Source organism: Zhongshania aquatica, from assembly GCF_027257955.1.
GTDB lineage: Bacteria > Pseudomonadota > Gammaproteobacteria > Pseudomonadales > Spongiibacteraceae > Spongiibacter > Spongiibacter aquatica.
In genome coordinates this window covers 76,235-94,610 of sequence record NZ_JANZNQ010000015.1, presented here as the reverse complement: position 1 = coordinate 94,610, position 18,376 = coordinate 76,235, and the positions used below count along the sequence as shown (strand labels likewise).

The window sequence follows — 18,376 nt, the reverse complement described above, 5'->3', positions numbered from 1 at the left end:
ATTGCCTCCTTGGCTAATCACCCAATTGCTAAAGTCGCGTGTTCTCTATTAAGGCCCATTTAGCATAATTCGCGTTGCCAACTGAATTTCACGTAAAAATCCGGTCAGTGCGACAATCAAAAAACACATCGCTAATACAAATAATGATGCCACCGCTACGCTGCTATTCCAGCCCATTACAGCGCTTACAAACAACATTGCAATGACCACACACACCATGAGTGCGCTTGCGGTGCTAAATCCAATTGCGCGGTGTACCACCCGCGCTCGACGAGTGAGCATTGTTAATTCTTCGCCAATAACCACACTGCGCTCTTCGCTTACTGTTTCTAACCTATTGTGTAAACTGCGACTCCGGTCGATGATTCTGGCTAAGCGATTTGTAAGCACATTTAAAATGCCGCCTATACCTGCCAGTAAAAATACTGGCGCGACCGCCTGCTGAATTGCATGGGTGATCGTGACGACCTCAATCTCTACTGCCATCTTGCTCCCTAATACGCCAACTTGGCGCCATCTAAACTTTATACCTTAAAGGTGTATAAAAACTTGCTCGCCTTCACATTCTAATTTGTAGGTTTTTAAGGCCGCGGGGGACTTACCCAAGGCGATAAGCTTATGTGTCCAACCCGGCATTGGCATACCAAAAAAGGCATTTGTCCAATCGACATTTGCGCCGCTTAGTAAATCAAAACTTGAACCGTGGAAAGGGCAAACGACGGCACCGTCACAGACTTCACCCTTGGCCAATGGCAGCCCTAGATGCGGACAACGATTTTCTACCGCACAAAGCTGACCTTTAATTTTACTTAGCAGCACTTTATGTCCGTTAATATTTTTACTTAACAGCGTGTCAGTTTTAATATCATCAAGATTTGCTACAAAGATCTTATCCATGACTCCCCTTCTAGGCGTAATTACGCAATATAACGTCACCAAACTGACAACATTATCCCGTTTGCGACGACAACAAGGGCAGTGAGGTTTTGTTCACCGGCGACTTCATCACAAAACTTGAGTGTACGCCGGTAACTCCATCTATTCGAGTGATCTTATTCAGTAACAGCGCCTGAAAACCGTCCATATCAGCCACAATCACTTTCAACAGGTAATCTGCTGCCTGCCCGGTAATTAAATGACACTCCAAGACCTCGGGGAGCTCTCCGATGTGGCGCTCAAAATTCTCGAACCGTTCAGGTGTATGCCTATCCATACTTATATTAATAAAGGCCATAAGGCTTAGCCCAAGTGCACGGGCATTTAGCACCGCGCGGTAGGCGCCGATAAATCCCGCCTCCTCTAGACGCCTGACCCTCCGTAAACAGGGCGATGGCGACAGCCCAATGCGGTCAGCCAAGTCCTGATTACTCAAGCGCCCGTCGTCCTGCAGGGCTTCTAGAATTCGTCTATCATAGCCGTCGATATTCATTATAATTCCAATAATATCAATATGATCAGCATTATATTCTATTAATATATATTTTTAAGCAATAAATGAATTAATTAATTCAAAACCACGCACAACTTCGCAATCCCATGCCAATGCCTCCGTCCTATACTGGGAACCGTGGAGTTACCGCTCTACAAAGAACGTCGAACTGAAGGCAACACCCCGCAATCAGCGCGCACGAAAACACACACTTTTACAAAAAGTGAATGAAAAGACACGGTATAACGCCCGGCACACCGGGCTCCGCCATCAACTAAAGACTTTAGGAAAAAGGAAATTCAGATCATGGGCGAGTTCAACCACCGCAAATACCAGCCAACGCCAACCATCGTTCTGCCAGACCGTAAATGGCCCAACAATACCATCGAGCAAACACCGCAGTGGTGTTCGGTCGATTTACGCGATGGCAATCAGGCTTTGGTTGAGCCCATGAACGTACAACAAAAACTCCGCATGTGGGACCTACTGGTCAAACTGGGCTTCACCCAAATTGAAGTGGGTTTTCCCGCTGCGTCGCAACCTGATTTCGACTTTGTACGGGAGCTGATCGAGGGAGATCGCATTCCAGACAATGTGACGATACAAGTGCTCACCCAGGCCCGCGAAGAGTTGATTGCCCGCAGTTACCAAGCACTGAAAGGCGCGAAAAATGCCATCGTTCATGTTTATAACTCCACCAGTCCAGTTCAACGCGAACGGGTTTTTGGTCTGGATAAGCAAGGCATTATCGACATTGCGGTTCAGGGTGCTAAGTGGGTGAAGGCATACGCCAGCCGTCAGCCGGAGACCAACTGGTCATTCCAATATTCCCCCGAGAGCTTCAGCAGCACCGAAATTGAGTTTGCGGTCGAAATCAGCGACGCCGTTATTGCCGAGTGGCGGGACAGTGGCAACCCCATCATCATCAACCTACCGGCAACCGTGGAGTGTGCCAGCCCAAACGTGTTTGCCGACCAAGTTGAGTGGTTCTGCCGCAACACGCGCTATCGCAAAGATATTACGGTGTCGGTACATACCCACAATGATCGCGGCTGTGGCGTCGCGGCTGGTGAATTGGCCGTTATGGCGGGCGCAGACCGTGTAGAAGGCACGCTGCTGGGGAATGGCGAGCGCACCGGTAATATGGACATTGTGACGATGGCGATGAATCTGTACAGCCAAGGTGTAGATCCAGGCCTAAAACTGGCTGACATGGATGAAATCATTGCGGTGGTAGAACACTGCACCGCAATTCCTTTGCATCCCCGTCACCCCTACGCGGGCGAACTGGTATTCACGGCGTTTTCAGGCAGCCATCAAGATGCCATTCGCAAATGCCTTAGCAAACAACAGGAAGACGAGCATTGGCAGGTCGCGTATCTGCCCATAGATCCCGCCGATCTTGGCCGCAGCTATGAAGCGGTTATTCGCATCAACAGCCAATCGGGCAAAGGCGGTGTTAGCTGGGTATTGGAAAATGACTACGGTCTGCAACTGCCGCGCTGGCTGCAAATAGACGCCAGTCGCATGGTGCAAGCACGCGCCGAAGAAACCTCTGGCGAAGTAACACCAGCGCAAATATGGGAGCTATTCGACAAGCATTACTTGCAGGCAAGCCGAAATATCGACATCCAGAATTTTTCGGTTAGCCAAAACAACGCCGAAAATGCCGGGCAAGATGTGTTGAGTCTTAGCTTTAAAGACCAGTATGGCAGCACCACGCTACAAGGTCATGGTGATGGCGCTATTAGTGCGCTGGTTAATGCATGGCAAAATGAGTATGGCGACAAGATTGAAATCTTGGACTATCGTGAACACGCCCTTGGCGAAGGAACGAGTTCACAGGCAATTGCCTATGTCCATCTGTCTATTAACAACCAGCGTTATATTGGTATAGCTAAGCATCGCGACGTGATCTCTGCGTCACTGCAAGCAGTTCTCAACGCCTCAGTGCAAGCTAGTGCTAACAGCGTTGAAGCAGAGCGTATTGCCAGCTAGTAACTAGCACTAGAAAAGCCACGTTGACTAACACCAACGTGGCTTTTAACGTAATGCATGCTGTTTTTTTAAGGTGATATAGACATAACTCACAATAATAAAATTGATCGCGAACAATGCCACGCTAAGTACGTTAGAGTTTACAACAATCTCATATGCCTCGAAGGGCAAATAAATTCCGCCACTGACCAGCGCAAACCACTCCGTCCAGCGCAGGCTGTGCCACAAGCCGTAGGCTTCAACAAATCTAATTATTGAATACAGCAGCGCACCGAGGGAAATAAGCACAATTCTGGAATCAGTTACTTCGCTCGCTGCATGTATGAAAACACTGGGTATTTCGCTAGCGGGATTCAGATGTAAATGAGTCACCAGCACGTCAATCACTTGAGCGACGTTATCGCCGGCAAGCTCATGAAGCCCCAAACTCGCCAAAAGCGCAATCACGCCCTTTAATGCCTCAAAAACTGCAATTGGTTTCAAACCATTTTGATTCATTCGATCAACCTAAGTCCTTGTTCATTAGCACATTGGACCAACAAGGCATTCCCTATAATAATAGCCGGGGATACCCGCACTAGCCCTTAGTGGCCTAAAGACTCTTTTCGTTCTCGCTCATAATCATTGTATGAACGATTAGCATTTTCCATACATTCATCATACTGCGGTGACTGTAGCTTGGCACAGTCGTTGCGATTACTCGCCTGAACGCCCTCATAAAGGCTTCTATTGGAGCACCCCGCCAACATGATGAGCGCTATAAACAATGACATTAGCTTCATTAAATCACCCTAGTTTTATCGAGGCTAACCATTAGGCTTAGAACGAGTTGGGTACCGCCGCGGGCTATGCACTCTTTGCACGAAGCAGGACATAACTTAGGCCGATTAAAGCCAGATTAGTGGTTACCGGATTAAATGCCTCGATTAACAAGCCTGGCATTTGAATAGCCACAAAAATACACAAAACAACAAGCGTAACGATGTTTGCCAAAATAATACGCGAATTTTGATAGAAGACTATTATAAGAATGCCGAAGAAAACCTCTAGTACGCCAGCTGAAATAGTCACCAAATATGAGGTATGGTCAGACAAACCAATAGTCGCTGTTAACGCCTTCTCTAATGGCGCAACCGCTATTAACTTTGGAAATAGTCCGTGATATATCCAGCTGAATCCCAGAATATACCTCGCCACTTGAATTGAACGATTATCCATATATGAACGCGTCACTTTTTATAAACATACGAAAAGCGAATCAACGCCCATGTGCGAAAAAGGGAGGACGTAACGCTACAAACAACCCGCACGAATGTCATCACAGCGCTGCGAATTACCAAAGCGATCAGAATAGTCTCGCGCTGATATATACCGGAAACTCATTTTAATCGCCCCCTGCGAACCTGCGTCATCGACTAATCGCTGATCCGCATCATCGTAACCCGCCTCTCCGGCAAGCTTCAACCAGCGATCAAACCAAGCAACACTGTAATACACAATTGCAGGTGCTCCCCAACCCTCTTCACACGCCCCACTCTCTGGATCAGGACACCAGCTAGTTGACGGAAATGTGGGAATTAAAGAGTAGTCAAAGTGGGTAGTACCTTGAAAAGTGAGGGAATAAAAAGGAATGCCCGCTTCTTGCCACAGCAACATAGCGAGGTTGTGACTATCTGGATTCGGCGGCGACGTATACGCCAAAGGTGCAAAACCATAATCCGCACTAAAACTTAAGGACGGTACACGAGGACCAAAAGCGGGTAATTCTCCCCCCGTTAAAGCCGACGACAACACGGCATTCAATGGATCAGGGGCACCGATATTCGTCAGCGGTGCGAGGCCCTCACCTTCGGGCGTAACAAAACTGTCCCAAGCGACGGCGACTTTTACAGGGTTTTCGGTATCGATCTGTCCCGGCCACGGCTCAGCACCCTGAGCGCCATAACCTTGAACAACCGATACTCCGATGGCTCCGGCAGAGTGTCCCGCAATACCTAAACGCTTGGGGTCTTGATTGTTCCAAAAGGGATTAAAATCCGTCATCGTCGTCGGATAAGTCCCCTTGCAGGCGACATTATGAGGATAGGGTTTAGCGGGAGAAGAGCGAAAGAAATCGATGGCATCAACCTGCCCTTCCCAAAATACCGCCAAGTTGGCATTACTACCCTGCTGGAGATTTGGCGATTGTTGATCTGAGCGTCCCTGACCGCGGGGATCGAAAGTTAAAACCATATAACCCGCCCGAACCAGCGGTTGAACTACAAACCAATACGCGGCCTGAGGAGCTTGCACGGAACCGTTGGTAATAACAATATTAGGTAATTTTGTAATGTCAGAGACGCCCCTTGGCATCCAAACCTGACCACTTAATCGCGCGCAGTCACGGTCATAAAAGACAACAGGCATTACCTCGGCTTCGTCTGTATAAAACGGCGCACCATTTGCTCCAGCAGCGGCGGGATAGCGAAAAGGATCAGCCGCACACTGCACGCCACCGGAGGTACACAAAGGCAGCACCGCAGTATTTCCCGCTTGCGGACTTAACCAACTCGGATCAGAGACACCTCGCGTCAACCAATCTTGGGTATTGAGCAATGACTGCTCTGTTAATCGCTGAACAAACGCAGGATTCAGCTGCTCAGCCGGTGCTTCTGCGGTCTTCGCAAAATTAGCCAGTTCACATTGTGTCCATTGCACACTGGGATACTGCGCAAGATCACAACTTCGATCCAGATTCTGCGGCACCGTCGCTGTGGCCACGGAACTTGAATCAGCATCAGCGGCACTCCGCTGAGACGTAGATGAACCCGAACGACAAGCAATCAAGACGGTGATGGCTAACACTATGGTCACCGTAATTTTTAGTATTCCCGCTAATCTCACAACAAGCTCCAACTGATATTCTCGCCAAACCGTCTACGAACTAAAAAACCTTTCGGACGAGTTCGCACTTTTGATTATTGTTTTCATGGCTTCGATCAAGAAGATGAGTTTTCTTTTACACAGAAGGGTAAAACACTGCCCCCGTCGTTAGTATCACGCTCTTACTATTCAGCTGAACAAGAGATTTACAGCATTCATGAATACGAAAAATAACACTATTGTGTTCATTTTACGTGTTCGTAGGTGCTTTATTGTGACTAGAGACGACAATTTGAAGTTAGGTCTATTTAGTATAACTGGGCCAAGCTCCACGCAAGGAGGCGTAAGTACATTAGATTCTGGAAAATTAATCTGCCAAACAACTATCAATATAGACCTTTAGCTTACTTCTAATCTGGCTCATAAATTCACGGGTTGCACCGTAACTTCTGCCTAAAAGCTCGGATATGGAACGCAGATCTAAGTCGTCGTCCATTACCCAAGATAAGGCTTGAGCGCCTTCAGGGTGGTCGCGAGTAAAGGCCGCCATCTGGCCTTCTATACAGGATTTTAAACGATCTTCGTCGTAGCCTTCTTCGCCATAGTTCTCGATTACATGAAAATCGCTATTAACGCTATTCGAGTTTGAAACCACGTCATCACCAGCGGAATGCGAACCCATTTTTTGAGAGCTTCGGTAGCGATCCGCGAGCTTAGATCGCACAACTGTCCAAACCCAGCCACGCCCCTGCCCCATTGGCGTAAAGCTGCCTGCGCGAGCGATTAAGGAAATAAAAATCTCATGCAGTACATCCTCAGCTTCATGGAAAGGCACACCCCGAAGCGTAAGAAATTGCGTGATTTTTGTTGCAAAGGCAATGTAGAGCTGAGTTACCGCGCGCTTACGTGCTTCACCACCGCATTGCAGATCGATAATGAGACTATCTACCTCCACATTACTTAAACTAGTCATCGCTAGTCACAACCAGAACATCAATCTCTACATTAATCGGCCAGTTCTTGTCCTTCGATGTCTCAGGCAAGCTAGCAATCCATTGAGTCTTGCTGTTCTCGTCATAAAGAATAAGTATCCAAACATTCTCCTGCTCGGTTTTAGTGAGCGAAAGCGTCTCGGGATTTAAGGTGTATAAGGCCTGCCACTGATTCATGCTTAGCGCCAGTTTTACTGGCTGCACAGACTTTCTAATCTCTGTTTTTTTAGCCCCTGTATTTTTAGCCGCTGAATCAATTGAAGTCGATAGTTCAGCCATCGCCCTATCTGCGGCAAACTCATTGGCACGGTATGCTCCTTGAGACGATTCCATCGGCGGCTTTTGCGGCGGCTCCTGCACAGCTGAAGCAAGTGCCTGCGGTTTCCTAGGCGCGGCCATTGGTGCTGCGGTTGGCGAGGCCGCTGGCGAGGCCAAAACATAGACATCATCCTCCTTCGACACAAATACCTGAGCGGCCTCATGCTCTTCTGAACTCACCGCATCCTTACGCGCCATAGATTGTTTAACGTAAGATTCACTCGCGCTAGGGCTGACTACTGCAACTTGCAGCGCGGCTTCATGCAATGGCTTATTGGAAAAAGTATAAGTCATCACCAAACCGACACCCATCAGCAAGACCGCAGCATACCCAAGCAGCTGTGTGCGACGGGAACGAACAAGCGGTGGGTCATACAAGCCTTGGCCAGCGATACGTTTGTGCAGACGCTCTAGAGTGAGCTGATCCGTTTGGCTTGGCGAATCAGCTGCGCGCAAGCCAGAGCGAACGGCCTCCATGACCACTCGCTCTTTCTCAGTTTCACATGCGGCTGGATCAGCCAGCCGTTTTAGCCAATCGTCGGTATTTTCAGTCATCAGTCTTGTGCTACTACCGTTGGAGTCAGTCGTTCTAGCAAGCTAATAAATTCGGCACGCTTAGCATCTGTCACCTTATAGCTTACCGATTTGGCTCGGTTCAAGGCACCCTGAAGACTTGCCGACCCCGCGTGTTCTGATTTCGATAATACCAGACTCAATTCCGCCACTGCAGACGCCCACTGTAAATCTGCTGTCGCGGCGGCCATTGTCTTGGCTTTCGTCGTCATTGCATGGCTAAACTCAATGCCCTTATCACTATCTGGCTGCTTGTAGCGCACTTTCACATAGCCCAATTCCATGGCGTCAGTACCGCCAGTGCGCGTTGTTTGGTAGCGACGTTCAATATCCGGTGTTGCACCAATACCCGTTGGAATAATCTCGTAGAGTGCGACTACCGAATGCCCTGCGCCGATTTCACCGGAATCCTTTTTGTCGTCGCGAAAATCTTCTGCGTTCATCACCCGTGATTCATAACCAAGTAAGCGATACTGGGCGACGGCGGCGGGATTAAACTCAACTTGGATTTTTACATCTTTCGCCGCGATGTGAAGAGTACTGGTCAGCTCAGAACCGAACAACCGCTGCGCTTCAGAATCCGAATCTAGGTAATGCGCGACGCCATTACCTGCCTCCGCTAAAATTTGCATTTTGGCATCCTGATAATTACCGCTACCCATGCCGATTACCGAAAGAAAGACGCCGCTTTCCCGCTGTTTCTCGATCATGCTTTTCAATTCGCCATCTCCACTCACACCAACATTAAAATCGCCATCGGTCGCCAGAATAACGAGGTTGGTAGATTGGGTATCGTACTGCCTACGCGCAACATCATAGGCCAACTGAATCCCCGCGCCGCCGGCTGTCGATCCACCCGCCGTGAGATTCGCCAAGGCCTGATAAATAACACGACTTTCCGTCACAGGAGTTGGTGGCAGTACTAAACCTGCGCTACCAGCATATGTCACGATGGCAACCTGATCCTGCGGCTTTAAATTCGACAGCAGCGTTTGAAAACTACGAATCAGCAAGGGCAGCTTGTCACTGCTATTCATTGAGCCAGAGGTATCCAATAAAAACGTCATGCGAGCGCCGCGATCACTAGTCTCGGTAATATCCGACGCTTTAATGCCAATCATCGCCAAGCGATGATTCGGGTTCCAAGGCGCGACGGAGTAATCAGACATTACAGATATTGGGTGGCCATCACCGGCAGGTGGAAAGCCGTAATCAAAGTAATTCACCATTTCTTCCAAGCGCACACTGGATGGCACCGGTATACCACCCTGATTGATTTGGCGACGCACATTGGAATAGCTCGCCGAATCCACGTCTAACCCGAAGGTAGATAGCGGCGAAAGCGCCACTGACATGAATCGATTTTCATTTTTAGCCCTATAGTTTTCGCGGTCAAGTGGCGCGGGTTGCGGCGCATATCCCGTTTCTAAATAGCTCGATGCCATATGGCCTGGTGCAACAAAGCTCGGCGGCACCATCATCGGCATTGCCATGTCAGACGCGAATTTGCGCTGCGCTCCTATTTGTAGCTCGCCAGCACGCGGCTTAACGACAAGCTGCATCTCAGGTTCTATTTTGGTTTGACCACTAACCGACGGTTTAACTGTGGCGCTCTGAATTAACTGCTCCTGAGCTGGCACTGCGCTTGCAATCGATTGCTGGGCAGCCAGATCGCGCTCCGCCACCGCAAGCTCATTAATAGCATGAGGCTGGGACGAGATAGCTGTACTAATTGGCTCAGCTGATTTGGGCTGGCTTGGCGACTGAAACGCATAGAATGCGCCTGAGATAACAAGAAAAAAGCAAAGTGTGAGGATATAACGCATGGTAGTTCTCCGATGTGTATTGCTGCTGTCATAGCTATAAACGCATCGAAGAAGGGATTGTCAGGGTGAAATGTTAAATATTTTTGTTTATTTAGCGAGAGGCTAAAACGTCAGTCCTCGGACGTTTTAGAATTCAACTGACTTGATCTGTCGGAAGAGACCGCAGAAGCGGTTAATTTTCGGGTGTGTTCTAGCAAAGACACGTCGCCAATTTTACCGTGCCCAGGAACCACTATTTTAGCGCGGCCAAACTTAGCCTGAACGTTCGCGACGGATGTTGACCATTCGCTAATAACCGCATCACTGGTATTACCAAGACTCTCGGTCTCTTGCGGGCGAATTAAACAACCACCAAAGAGAATCTGCTGATGTGGCAGCCAAACCACGACATTGTCCCGGGAATGCCCTCCTCCGGGGAAGAAAATGTCGATTTGGTCCTCCACCAACCAATAGTCGTCGCTATCGAATTCGTTCGCGGCCTGTGGTTTAGCAGATGCTTTAAGAATTTGATTGGTTAACGCTGAGGCATAGGTCGGAATAGATTTCAAATTTAAAAATTCAATACCCGCCGTGCGGTCTGCATGAAAGTGGGTTGAAACACTACCTTTCGCTGTAAAACCGCGCGCGGCAATCCAATCTAATAACTTCTCTGTGTCTTCTGCAGACCAGGGTGTATCGACAATGTAGGCGTCTTTCCCGACAAGAACGACAAGCCCGTTAGAGTCAACCAAACCAAATCCGTCGATGACCTGAAAGGAGGTATGAAGGTAAACACTGTCGTTAAGCTGCTGTATTTTTAATTCTGGGAGATCATCACTCGCAACCACAGAATTAGTTGAAATCAATATCGCCAGCAACGCACCTAAAATATTTTTCATCGAACTGTCAAATCCTTGGAAAGCATTCTGCTATGAAGTGAATCTCGTATTCAAAACCCGAATTTGCTCAGCAATATCTCGGCTCGTGTCAGCTGTTTTCATTATGCCGCTAGACCACTGAACCGCGTACCACAAGACCGTTAAGTAGCCGTAAATTACCCGCCAATGTGTTAAGCGCCGCCAATCGGCAGTATTAACTGGTCGTACCAAATACTCGGCTAACAGCAATTGCTGTTGCTGCTCGTTAAGAGCATGGCCCTCTACGATCACCGCAAGATCATAAAAGGAATCGCCCATCGCCGCGTACTCCCAATCGATGGCATATAAGCGCCCCTCATCTGTGGCGATTAAATTCTCTAGCAGAAGGTCATTGTGACAAACGCAGGGGATGCCAGCAAAGGACTTGGCGCCCGCAATATGCTCGGCAACGCGCTCAGTCAACGCGCTTAAGTCTGAGGAAAATACTGCATCCTCATCAATAGCGCGCCAATAACTCCTAGCCTTGTGCTCTATATCTAAATAGCTATCGACGGCCGGAAGTTGATGAACCCTTGCTAGTAATTTAGCGAGTGTAGACAGTCCGTGATCGTCCGCACGCCAGTGCCGTCCCGTTACATAGCGACTCACCATATACTGATAATCTGAATCGTAGTGGATGAGCGGCGCACAAAGCCCTTCGCTATCGGCCAGAGTAAGGACCTGCGCCTCGGTCTGGCGATTTAAATTTAATGCCGCGCTAATGGCCGAGTTTTGTCGCAGTACTAACGTTGATCCGCCGGCCGATATTAAATAGCTTTTATTGGTTAGGCCGCCAAGCAAAGGCCTAATTACTTCGGGTTTGGACATGCTCCATAGCGACCAATCGGCGGGAATGATGTCTGTCATTGGCGTCGTCATCACTCACTTACCGCAGCCTGCTCGCGCTGATAAATCGTCCGCCATTGAAAGAAGCCGATAACAACCAAAACAACATAAAATATAAACAACAATGCGGTAAGGTAAAGGCCACGATCTATATACAAATAAACCGAGGTACTATCTATCACAATCCAGTAAATCCAATTCTCCAAAACCTTGCGTGCCACCATATACGTTGTGACCACCGCGCCCCAAGTAGTGAAGGAATCAAGATACGGCAGTTCGGCATGGGTGGAGGTGTGCAGCACATAACCAAAGACTAAGGTTAATACACCAACAGCCGCAATCACCAAAAGATGAGTTCGCAGCTTCCAGCAGTGAATATGGAGTTCAGCTTGCACATCACCCCGATTACGCCATGCCCACCAGCCGTAAACCGCCATTGCCAGGTAGAAAATCTGCAATGCAGACTCCATCAACAAACTCACATCCCAGAATAGAAAAAGGTAAATTGCCGTGCTCACAAACGCCGCATACCAGCACAGGCTATTCTCCCTCATCGCCAGTATTAAATACGCCAAGGCGAGCACCACTGCGCCCAATTCCCACATAGACATGGCCGCGATGGCTTCGCCTATTGCGCTAAGTACCCGCTCACTCACCATTGGTAGTCACAGGACTTAAGTCACCATCAATAAACTTGCAGACAAAAATCGCGCGCCCGAATTGCTCGTAAGACAATCTCATCTCTTTCTTTAGCACGTCCATCACCAGCTCATAATCACCAAAGACTTGCGTGCTCATGGTATTGGTTCGTACCTGCAGTTCAGGGTGAGTATTCAGTCTATCGATAAAATGTTGAATGGCGGGTATAAACTCGTCTTTCAAAGGGTACATACTGATTTCAACAGAGAGTTTCATTAGCACTGATTCCTAAACCTTGTCTTTGCATTTTAATTAAGGACGACCACCGGCCGCCCCCATCACTAGAATGTATAGCTGGCCGAAATACCCGCAACGCGCGGTTCGCCAAACTGGTAGTAAGCCTCTGGTGCATAGCCATTGGCGGGGTTATTACCAAAGGCATTACTGAAATAGAAACCGCGAGTCTCGTAGTCTTTATCGTCTAAATTACGCCCCCACAAAGACACTTCCCAGTTGCTGCCGAAATAAGTCAAACGCGCATTGACTAACTCATAGGCGGTGGATTTCTCGTTGTGGCTGTTCGAGAAATAAAATTCATCCTTGCCCTCCACCTCCAAACGCAACACCAAATTAGTCGTCAGCGACAATTCACCGCCCACAAAGAATTGATACTTCGGCGCGTGGGCTACTTCTCGACCATCCAAATTCACGGGCGGCAAGGCCACGCCATTTATATCGTCTTTAGCGTCAACGTGGGATTGGCTAACAAAGCCATCAAACTCCGCACTTAATAATCCACCGGAGGCAAAGAACCGCAGCGCGTCAATCGGGAGATAATTTAATTCCACCTCCAAGCCGCTGGTGTCGCCGCCAGCCGCATTGGCAAGAAAATCATCAAAGGAGAAATTATTCGAATCGAAAATAGATTGCTTGGCCTGCACATCGCTGCGGTCTTGATAGAACACCGCCACCTGCGCTTGTAGACGGCTTTCTAACCAAGCCCCCTTTAAGCCGATTTCGTAATTAATCATGCTCTCAGTGTCGAACTCAAACATATCGGGAGTAATATCTGAGTTACTCGCAGACGCAGAAATAATACGGCCGTTCACCCCGCCGGCTTTGTAACCTCGGGAAATCGTCGCGTACACTAGTTTGTTATCCGCATAGCGGTATTCCAAGGTTAGATTGCCGCCCCACAGATTCTCATCATTCGGTAAATTCACCTGCAGCGAATCGCTGTAGTCGGCATTGCGCTTCTCAAAACGAAGACCAGAAACGAAATCCACTTTGTCGCTAAGCTGGGTTTTCAACTGGCCGTAGATTGCAGCATTGTCGGTTTCAAATGTGCTATTGAAGCTCGCATTGCGTGTTAAATCTTCATCTTCTTGGCGAAGATATGCGCCGAATACCCAACTACTCCGGCCATTAAATAACACGGATGCATCCGTTGACAGAAAACGAACATCGGCACTGATATTGTCTTTATCTCGTCGGTAATTATCCACTGAACTGTATTCATCGGGATGAAACCCCACAAAGCTCCAGTCCTCATCATAGCCATATTCAGTATTAGAGTTCGCTATACTTAGCACGGTTTCCAGACTAAACAACTGGCTACCCGACCAGCGGCTAATGATCGACCCTGCCACCGTCTCCTGCGAATCAGTACCGGGCTGGTCAGACTGAGTTTTACGATTATTGTTTAACGAGAACGCGTCATAGCCATTGTCTACATTAAGATAGAGCATGGTGAAGTCTATTTGCAGATCGTCGCTAGCGGCAAAGCTAAGTTTGCCGCGAACAACTGACTCGTCGATATTATTCGTGTCGTCGCGACCTAAAAAAGTGTTCTCGACATAACCGTCGGACTGCTGATTTTGCACAGCGAGGCGGTAGCCAAGACGCTCACTCAGCGGGCCACTTACAACCACACCCACGGTCTTACCACCATATTCGGCCACTTCCGCCATCACCTTGAGCATAGGCTCTGCCGTAGGCGCATGGCTGCTCATACCGATCAAGCCCGCGAGGGCATTGGCGCCATATTCGGTGCCCTGTGGGCCTCGCAATACCTCGACCTGGGCAATATCCAACGTACTCGCCGCCAGCCCCAATCCACTAAAATCGATTCCATCAATAATCAGACCGACTGATGGGCTGACCGGATCGATAAACTGGCTGCGCTCGCCAATACCGCGAATTTGAAAAAAGCGACCACGGGAAGCACCCGAGGAGAAATTCACATTGGGGGCTAGGTTGAGTAGCTCCACGATATTATTAGCGCCACGCGCAGCAATGGTCGTCTCGTCAAAGACGGTTACAGCGCTGGCAAGATCAAGCAAGCTGGTGTCACGAAACTGGCTGGTGACAATCACTTCCTCTACCTTTCTCACATCTTTACTGCTGTCGGCATGGGCACTACCCGCAGCAAGCAAGCTGGCAAGACTAATAGAATAAGCTAGGGATTTTTTCGAAAATACTGGATTCATGGCTCTCTCATATATTACAAACTAAGAGACCCGGCACGCGCTAGAAGAGGATTCTTGGACTAACACCTATTCCTACGCCGGTATTAACCGGATCAGGTTCAAGGGTTTGCAGTACAGACTTAATCAAGTCCTCCGCATCTCAGGCCGTAGCCACCCCTTAGGTTTTCGAGGCAGATTGTATCAGGTTTCGATTCTAGCGGGAATTAAGGCATATGTATTTTAAGCATTCCGCCATGACAGCATACAAAGCTGCTATTGGTGACTAACGCTATTTGAAAAAACATTAATAACGACAACGCCGCTAATAATTAAACAGATTCCCAGTAGAGCTGGACCATCAAGCTTCTGCTGGTAGAAAAGCAGACCAACCAGGGCGATCAGTACAACACCCAAACCAGACCAAATGGCATAGGCAATACCAACCGGCATGGTTCTCAGCACCACTGATAAACAATAAAAGGCAATACCATAACCAATAACAACAACGACGCTGGGGATAAATTTTGAAAACCCATCTGAGGCCTTTAATGCACTCGTAGCAATCACCTCAGAAACGATTGCTACAGCTAAATACAGATACGAACTCATAAACACTCCTAAAGAAGTTAGCGAGGTAAGGATTTGCGTTTTACTAGTTAGGCTTAAAGAGAAAGCACAGGTAAAACCTGAGTCGGGGTGCACTTTGAGAATGCCTGCCGCGGGTATTGCCACAACAACTCAATTATATGAAACTGCAACACGGTAACTGTTTTACCAACAACTTATAACTAGAAGAATACACCATGAATTTCGTAGAAGAACACATTTTTGACGTCCCCCTTGAAGTCGTCGAGCGCATGTATTTCGACACCGCATTCTGCCCACGTAAGTATGAAGAACTAGGCCTTGAAGATATCAAGGTCGTGGACAGTAGTGACGATCCAGAACAGTACTTTGTCGACTGCAGTTTTGTCATGGAACCCTCCCTGCCACTGCCAGGTTTCATCAAGAAATTTCTGCCCGGCGGTGAAAAGATTAGCGTTCGTCAGATCGACCGTTGGAATACGAAAACCCGGAAAGGCGAACTCGAAATTAAGCTACAGGGACTGGAAAAAGTAAACATCCACAGCGTAATGACTTTAAAGACTCACGAACGCGGCGCCGTCAATGTTATGCAGTGGACTGTGGAATGTAAAATTCCCTTAGTTGGCAGCAAGCTGGCCGATTTTCTTGGAAAAGATATTCGAAGCAAGGCGGCCAGCGATCACGCTGCAAGCCTTAAGATTCTCCAAGACTATTTATAGTCTAACTTGCGTGCCAGAAGCGATCAGTGGCGCTAGCCCAGGCAGAATTGTTCTCCTCAATGGGCCTTAGAAAGCGCAGTAATTAAATCTGCCTCGCTGGCGGAGATACCGCAGCGCTGGGCTAGTTCCGGCGCGGCCATTCCCTGCCCTGCCATCACGCTGACCTGCTCATAGAAGCGCGAATCTTTTTTGTCGGCGTCACTGCGTTGCTGGCGCTCACCAAGCATTTCTAAATATTCTTCCAGCGCTAAGACGCGGTCGCCCAGCATTGAAATTGCGGAATTTTGGGCTTCTATTTTGCTTTCCAGAGCAGCGACTAGACTATCGGTTTGCGCTGTTTGTGTCGTCTCGGTAACTACCGCCTCAGTGCGGCGAGCGCGCACCATATACATGAGCAAGCCTATGCCGACCAAACTCAAGACAATACCGAGTAACGAGGCCTCGCTTAAGTTTTGCGCCCATTCGAGAAATTCCATCGGAAACTGCAAGTATTCGTATTTAGTCATTGCAAAGCCTTCCTATATTTTTACTATTCTTTGTCATTAAGCTTGCGAATATTTGCAACTTACGCCGCTGTCCATTCGCTCAAGCGGCCCTTAAGCCTTACGATGGCTTGACTGTGGATTTGGCAAACCCGGGATTCGCTGACGTCCATTACTTCGCCAATTTCTTTGAGGTTGAGGCCATTTTCGTAGTACAGCGCCATCACTAATTTTTCGCGTTCTGGCAAACCATTGATCTGGCTGGCGAGTGCGCTTTGAAAGTCGTCTTCTAATACGTTTTCTAGAGGCGCGTAGCGATCATCGCCGCCGCCAACATCAATGGTGTCATGTTCGCCTTCGCTCATTTGGTCTAGGCTAAACAGGCGCACCGAGCTGGTGTCGCGTAATAGATCATGATATTCATCCAAAGAAATATGCATTTCTTCTGCAATATCATTGGCGCTTGCTTCTCGCCCTATGCGCGCTTCTACTTTGCGCACTGCCTCACTCATTTCACGGAGTTGGCGGGTAACTGAGCGCGGTGCCCAGCCACTGTGGCGCATCTGATCGATCATGGCGCCGCGAATACGGATACTGGCAAAGGTTTCAAAACTGGCGCCTTTGTCCATTTGATAATTACTGCCCGCCTCTAACAGACCAATCATGCCAGCCTGAATAAGGTCGTCTACCTCAACGCTTGCAGGCAGGCGACTGACGAGGTGGTAGGCAATTCGCTTAACCAACGGTGCATGACGGCTAACCAACTCTTCTCGGCTGCCCAGTTGCACTTTTAGGTAAGCGGAATGCCCGTTCACATCGCAGCTCCAGCTAGTTCATTGTTAAACATGCGTTCAACAAAGAACTCGATATTGCCACTTGGCGCAGAAGGCATATCCCATTTATCGACGGTTTCCGCCAAACGGCGAAACGCGAGCGATGACTCTGCACCCGGATATAAATCGCTGACGGCTCTTTGGCGGGTATCGGCTTTAATTAAGTAAGGATCGCGGGGAATAAAACCCGCGTATTCCAGAGTGACGTCTAAGAAGCGCTGCGCGACTTCATTAAGGCGCTCAAAACCATCACGCGCTTGATCGTGGCTGTTCACCATATTGCGTAGCACTTTGAAGCGCTTAATGCCGGCGTCGCGGTTCATAACCTTGATCAAGGCGTAGGCATCGGCCATGGAGGTTAACTCGTCGGTGACCACCACCAAGACATATTGACTGGCGCGGCTGAAGGTAATAACGCTGTCTGAGATACCGGCGGCGGTATCGACAATCATCACGTCGTAGTCACCGGTCAGGTCACTCAAAGAACGAACAATGGCTGCGTGCTGATCATTACCCAACTCTGCCATTTTCTTGATACCAGACGCAGCGGGGATAATTGAAATACCGTCGGGGCCAGGAATGATAATGTCATCCATTGAGCACTTGCCATCAAGTACGTGGGACAAGTTCCATTTCGGCCGCAAGCCCAACATAATATCAACGTTGGCAAGACCCAAGTCGGCGTCCATCAGCAAAACGCGGTTTCCGCGTCGTGCTAACTGGCAGGCCAAATTCACTGAGACATTGGTTTTACCAACGCCACCTTTACCACTGCTGACAGCTATGACTTTTACTGCGCTCATTGTCTGTACACTCTCCCGACTCATTTTTAACCACCCCAAAACGGTGGCCGCGGATTCTCACACTATCGTTGTTCTATGGTATGACTCTTGTCATGAGATTGATCTAC

At 48.7% G+C, this 18,376-nt stretch carries 21 protein-coding genes and 1 riboswitch; of the genes, 2 read left to right on the top strand and 19 right to left on the bottom strand.

The annotated features are described in order from the left end of the window. Positions 1-48 precede the first annotated feature (48 nt). From O9X78_RS14935 to O9X78_RS14925, 3 genes are read right to left on the bottom strand one after another with little or no spacing between them, the layout of a single operon-like run. Positions 49-486 (bottom strand): DUF2721 domain-containing protein, encoded by a 438-nt coding sequence (locus O9X78_RS14935; protein WP_269620521.1) that lies wholly within the window; start codon positions 484-486, stop codon positions 49-51. 45 nt (positions 487-531) lie between these two features. Beyond that, complete coding sequence (locus O9X78_RS14930) at positions 532-897, bottom strand: Rieske (2Fe-2S) protein (RefSeq protein WP_269620520.1); 366 nt, start codon at positions 895-897, stop codon at positions 532-534. Between the two features lie 52 nt (positions 898-949). Further along, positions 950-1,429: an Lrp/AsnC family transcriptional regulator gene (locus O9X78_RS14925; RefSeq protein ID WP_435056061.1), complete on the bottom strand. Its 480-nt coding sequence runs from the start codon at positions 1,427-1,429 to the stop codon at positions 950-952. Between the two features lie 306 nt (positions 1,430-1,735). Here O9X78_RS14925 and leuA point away from each other — a divergent pair, with 306 nt between their 5' ends. After that, positions 1,736-3,427 (top strand): 2-isopropylmalate synthase, encoded by a 1,692-nt coding sequence (leuA, locus tag O9X78_RS14920; RefSeq protein WP_269620519.1) that lies wholly within the window; start codon positions 1,736-1,738, stop codon positions 3,425-3,427. A 45-nt stretch (positions 3,428-3,472) separates the two neighbouring features. Here leuA and O9X78_RS14915 read toward each other — a convergent pair whose 3' ends face one another. The 13 genes from O9X78_RS14915 to O9X78_RS14855 form a co-directional block, all read right to left on the bottom strand. Beyond that, positions 3,473-3,925, bottom strand: coding sequence for a DUF2127 domain-containing protein (locus tag O9X78_RS14915; RefSeq protein WP_269620516.1), 453 nt, complete (start codon positions 3,923-3,925; stop codon positions 3,473-3,475). Positions 3,926-4,011: 86 nt separating this feature from the next. Next, positions 4,012-4,209, bottom strand: a complete 198-nt coding sequence (locus O9X78_RS14910) for a hypothetical protein (RefSeq protein WP_269620515.1) — start codon at positions 4,207-4,209, stop codon at positions 4,012-4,014. 64 nt (positions 4,210-4,273) lie between these two features. Then, positions 4,274-4,645 (bottom strand): DoxX-like family protein, encoded by a 372-nt coding sequence (locus O9X78_RS14905; protein WP_269620514.1) that lies wholly within the window; start codon positions 4,643-4,645, stop codon positions 4,274-4,276. 75 nt (positions 4,646-4,720) lie between these two features. Then, entirely contained in the window at positions 4,721-6,310 is a 1,590-nt protein-coding gene (locus O9X78_RS14900; RefSeq protein ID WP_269620513.1) for a hypothetical protein, read from the bottom strand. Positions 6,311-6,656: 346 nt separating this feature from the next. After that, positions 6,657-7,262 (bottom strand): RNA polymerase sigma factor, encoded by a 606-nt coding sequence (locus tag O9X78_RS14895; protein WP_269620512.1) that lies wholly within the window; start codon positions 7,260-7,262, stop codon positions 6,657-6,659. Then, positions 7,255-8,154, bottom strand: coding sequence for a hypothetical protein (locus O9X78_RS14890; RefSeq protein WP_269620511.1), 900 nt, complete (start codon positions 8,152-8,154; stop codon positions 7,255-7,257). The genes O9X78_RS14895 and O9X78_RS14890 overlap by 8 nt, the downstream gene beginning before the upstream one ends. Beyond that, positions 8,154-9,998, bottom strand: a complete 1,845-nt coding sequence (locus O9X78_RS14885) for a vWA domain-containing protein (RefSeq protein WP_269620510.1) — start codon at positions 9,996-9,998, stop codon at positions 8,154-8,156. The genes O9X78_RS14890 and O9X78_RS14885 overlap by 1 nt, the downstream gene beginning before the upstream one ends. A 110-nt stretch (positions 9,999-10,108) precedes the next feature. After that, on the bottom strand, positions 10,109-10,876 hold the full coding sequence (gene blaDIM, locus O9X78_RS14880) for a DIM/SIM/IMP family subclass B1 metallo-beta-lactamase (protein ID WP_269620509.1): 768 nt from the start codon (positions 10,874-10,876) through the stop codon (positions 10,109-10,111). Positions 10,877-10,906: 30 nt separating this feature from the next. Continuing rightward, a complete protein-coding gene (locus O9X78_RS14875) occupies positions 10,907-11,761 on the bottom strand; it encodes a choline/ethanolamine kinase family protein (RefSeq protein ID WP_269620508.1) in 855 nt (284 codons plus the stop codon). A gap of 11 nt (positions 11,762-11,772) precedes the next feature. Then, entirely contained in the window at positions 11,773-12,399 is a 627-nt protein-coding gene (pnuC, locus tag O9X78_RS14870) for a nicotinamide riboside transporter PnuC (RefSeq protein WP_269620507.1), read from the bottom strand. Continuing rightward, a complete protein-coding gene (locus tag O9X78_RS14865; RefSeq protein WP_269620506.1) occupies positions 12,389-12,655 on the bottom strand; it encodes a YkoF family thiamine/hydroxymethylpyrimidine-binding protein in 267 nt (88 codons plus the stop codon). The genes pnuC and O9X78_RS14865 overlap by 11 nt, the downstream gene beginning before the upstream one ends. A gap of 65 nt (positions 12,656-12,720) precedes the next feature. Beyond that, positions 12,721-14,868, bottom strand: coding sequence for a TonB-dependent receptor (locus tag O9X78_RS14860; RefSeq protein ID WP_269620505.1), 2,148 nt, complete (start codon positions 14,866-14,868; stop codon positions 12,721-12,723). 52 nt (positions 14,869-14,920) lie between these two features. Then, positions 14,921-15,036: riboswitch (TPP riboswitch) on the bottom strand. A gap of 84 nt (positions 15,037-15,120) precedes the next feature. Next, positions 15,121-15,456, bottom strand: coding sequence for a DMT family transporter (locus tag O9X78_RS14855; protein WP_269620504.1), 336 nt, complete (start codon positions 15,454-15,456; stop codon positions 15,121-15,123). A gap of 194 nt (positions 15,457-15,650) precedes the next feature. Between O9X78_RS14855 and O9X78_RS14850 the strand changes: the two genes are divergently transcribed. Then, positions 15,651-16,151, top strand: a complete 501-nt coding sequence (locus tag O9X78_RS14850) for a DUF2505 domain-containing protein (protein ID WP_269620503.1) — start codon at positions 15,651-15,653, stop codon at positions 16,149-16,151. Positions 16,152-16,207: 56 nt separating this feature from the next. On the opposite strand, the gene O9X78_RS14845 is transcribed toward O9X78_RS14850, so the two are convergent. From O9X78_RS14845 to O9X78_RS14835, 3 genes are read right to left on the bottom strand one after another with little or no spacing between them, the layout of a single operon-like run. Then, the gene (locus O9X78_RS14845; RefSeq protein ID WP_269620501.1) at positions 16,208-16,657 is read right to left on the bottom strand and encodes a DUF2802 domain-containing protein; all 450 of its coding nucleotides are present in this window, start codon (positions 16,655-16,657) and stop codon (positions 16,208-16,210) included. A gap of 59 nt (positions 16,658-16,716) precedes the next feature. After that, on the bottom strand, positions 16,717-17,448 hold the full coding sequence (locus tag O9X78_RS14840; protein ID WP_269620500.1) for an RNA polymerase sigma factor FliA: 732 nt from the start codon (positions 17,446-17,448) through the stop codon (positions 16,717-16,719). Beyond that, a complete protein-coding gene (locus O9X78_RS14835) occupies positions 17,445-18,269 on the bottom strand; it encodes a MinD/ParA family protein (protein ID WP_269620499.1) in 825 nt (274 codons plus the stop codon). Before O9X78_RS14835 ends, O9X78_RS14840 begins: the two co-directional genes overlap by 4 nt. Positions 18,270-18,376: the final 107 nt, after the last annotated feature.

What these genes read in the sequence shown, in the direction of transcription:
- O9X78_RS14935 (WP_269620521.1), bottom strand. Translation starts at nt 486, where the DNA reads ATGGCAGTAGAGATTGAGGTCGTCACGATCACCCATGCAATTCAGCAG.
- O9X78_RS14930 (WP_269620520.1), bottom strand. Translation starts at nt 897, where the DNA reads ATGGATAAGATCTTTGTAGCAAATCTTGATGATATTAAAACTGACACG.
- O9X78_RS14925 (WP_435056061.1), bottom strand. Translation starts at nt 1,429, where the DNA reads ATGAATATCGACGGCTATGATAGACGAATTCTAGAAGCCCTGCAGGAC.
- leuA (WP_269620519.1), top strand. Translation starts at nt 1,736, where the DNA reads ATGGGCGAGTTCAACCACCGCAAATACCAGCCAACGCCAACCATCGTT.
- O9X78_RS14915 (WP_269620516.1), bottom strand. Translation starts at nt 3,925, where the DNA reads ATGAATCAAAATGGTTTGAAACCAATTGCAGTTTTTGAGGCATTAAAG.
- O9X78_RS14910 (WP_269620515.1), bottom strand. Translation starts at nt 4,209, where the DNA reads ATGAAGCTAATGTCATTGTTTATAGCGCTCATCATGTTGGCGGGGTGC.
- O9X78_RS14905 (WP_269620514.1), bottom strand. Translation starts at nt 4,645, where the DNA reads ATGGATAATCGTTCAATTCAAGTGGCGAGGTATATTCTGGGATTCAGC.
- O9X78_RS14895 (WP_269620512.1), bottom strand. Translation starts at nt 7,262, where the DNA reads ATGACTAGTTTAAGTAATGTGGAGGTAGATAGTCTCATTATCGATCTG.
- O9X78_RS14890 (WP_269620511.1), bottom strand. Translation starts at nt 8,154, where the DNA reads ATGACTGAAAATACCGACGATTGGCTAAAACGGCTGGCTGATCCAGCC.
- O9X78_RS14885 (WP_269620510.1), bottom strand. Translation starts at nt 9,998, where the DNA reads ATGCGTTATATCCTCACACTTTGCTTTTTTCTTGTTATCTCAGGCGCA.
- blaDIM (WP_269620509.1), bottom strand. Translation starts at nt 10,876, where the DNA reads ATGAAAAATATTTTAGGTGCGTTGCTGGCGATATTGATTTCAACTAAT.
- O9X78_RS14875 (WP_269620508.1), bottom strand. Translation starts at nt 11,761, where the DNA reads ATGACAGACATCATTCCCGCCGATTGGTCGCTATGGAGCATGTCCAAA.
- pnuC (WP_269620507.1), bottom strand. Translation starts at nt 12,399, where the DNA reads ATGGTGAGTGAGCGGGTACTTAGCGCAATAGGCGAAGCCATCGCGGCC.
- O9X78_RS14865 (WP_269620506.1), bottom strand. Translation starts at nt 12,655, where the DNA reads ATGAAACTCTCTGTTGAAATCAGTATGTACCCTTTGAAAGACGAGTTT.
- O9X78_RS14860 (WP_269620505.1), bottom strand. Translation starts at nt 14,868, where the DNA reads ATGAATCCAGTATTTTCGAAAAAATCCCTAGCTTATTCTATTAGTCTT.
- O9X78_RS14855 (WP_269620504.1), bottom strand. Translation starts at nt 15,456, where the DNA reads ATGAGTTCGTATCTGTATTTAGCTGTAGCAATCGTTTCTGAGGTGATT.
- O9X78_RS14850 (WP_269620503.1), top strand. Translation starts at nt 15,651, where the DNA reads ATGAATTTCGTAGAAGAACACATTTTTGACGTCCCCCTTGAAGTCGTC.
- O9X78_RS14845 (WP_269620501.1), bottom strand. Translation starts at nt 16,657, where the DNA reads ATGACTAAATACGAATACTTGCAGTTTCCGATGGAATTTCTCGAATGG.
- O9X78_RS14835 (WP_269620499.1), bottom strand. Translation starts at nt 18,269, where the DNA reads ATGAGCGCAGTAAAAGTCATAGCTGTCAGCAGTGGTAAAGGTGGCGTT.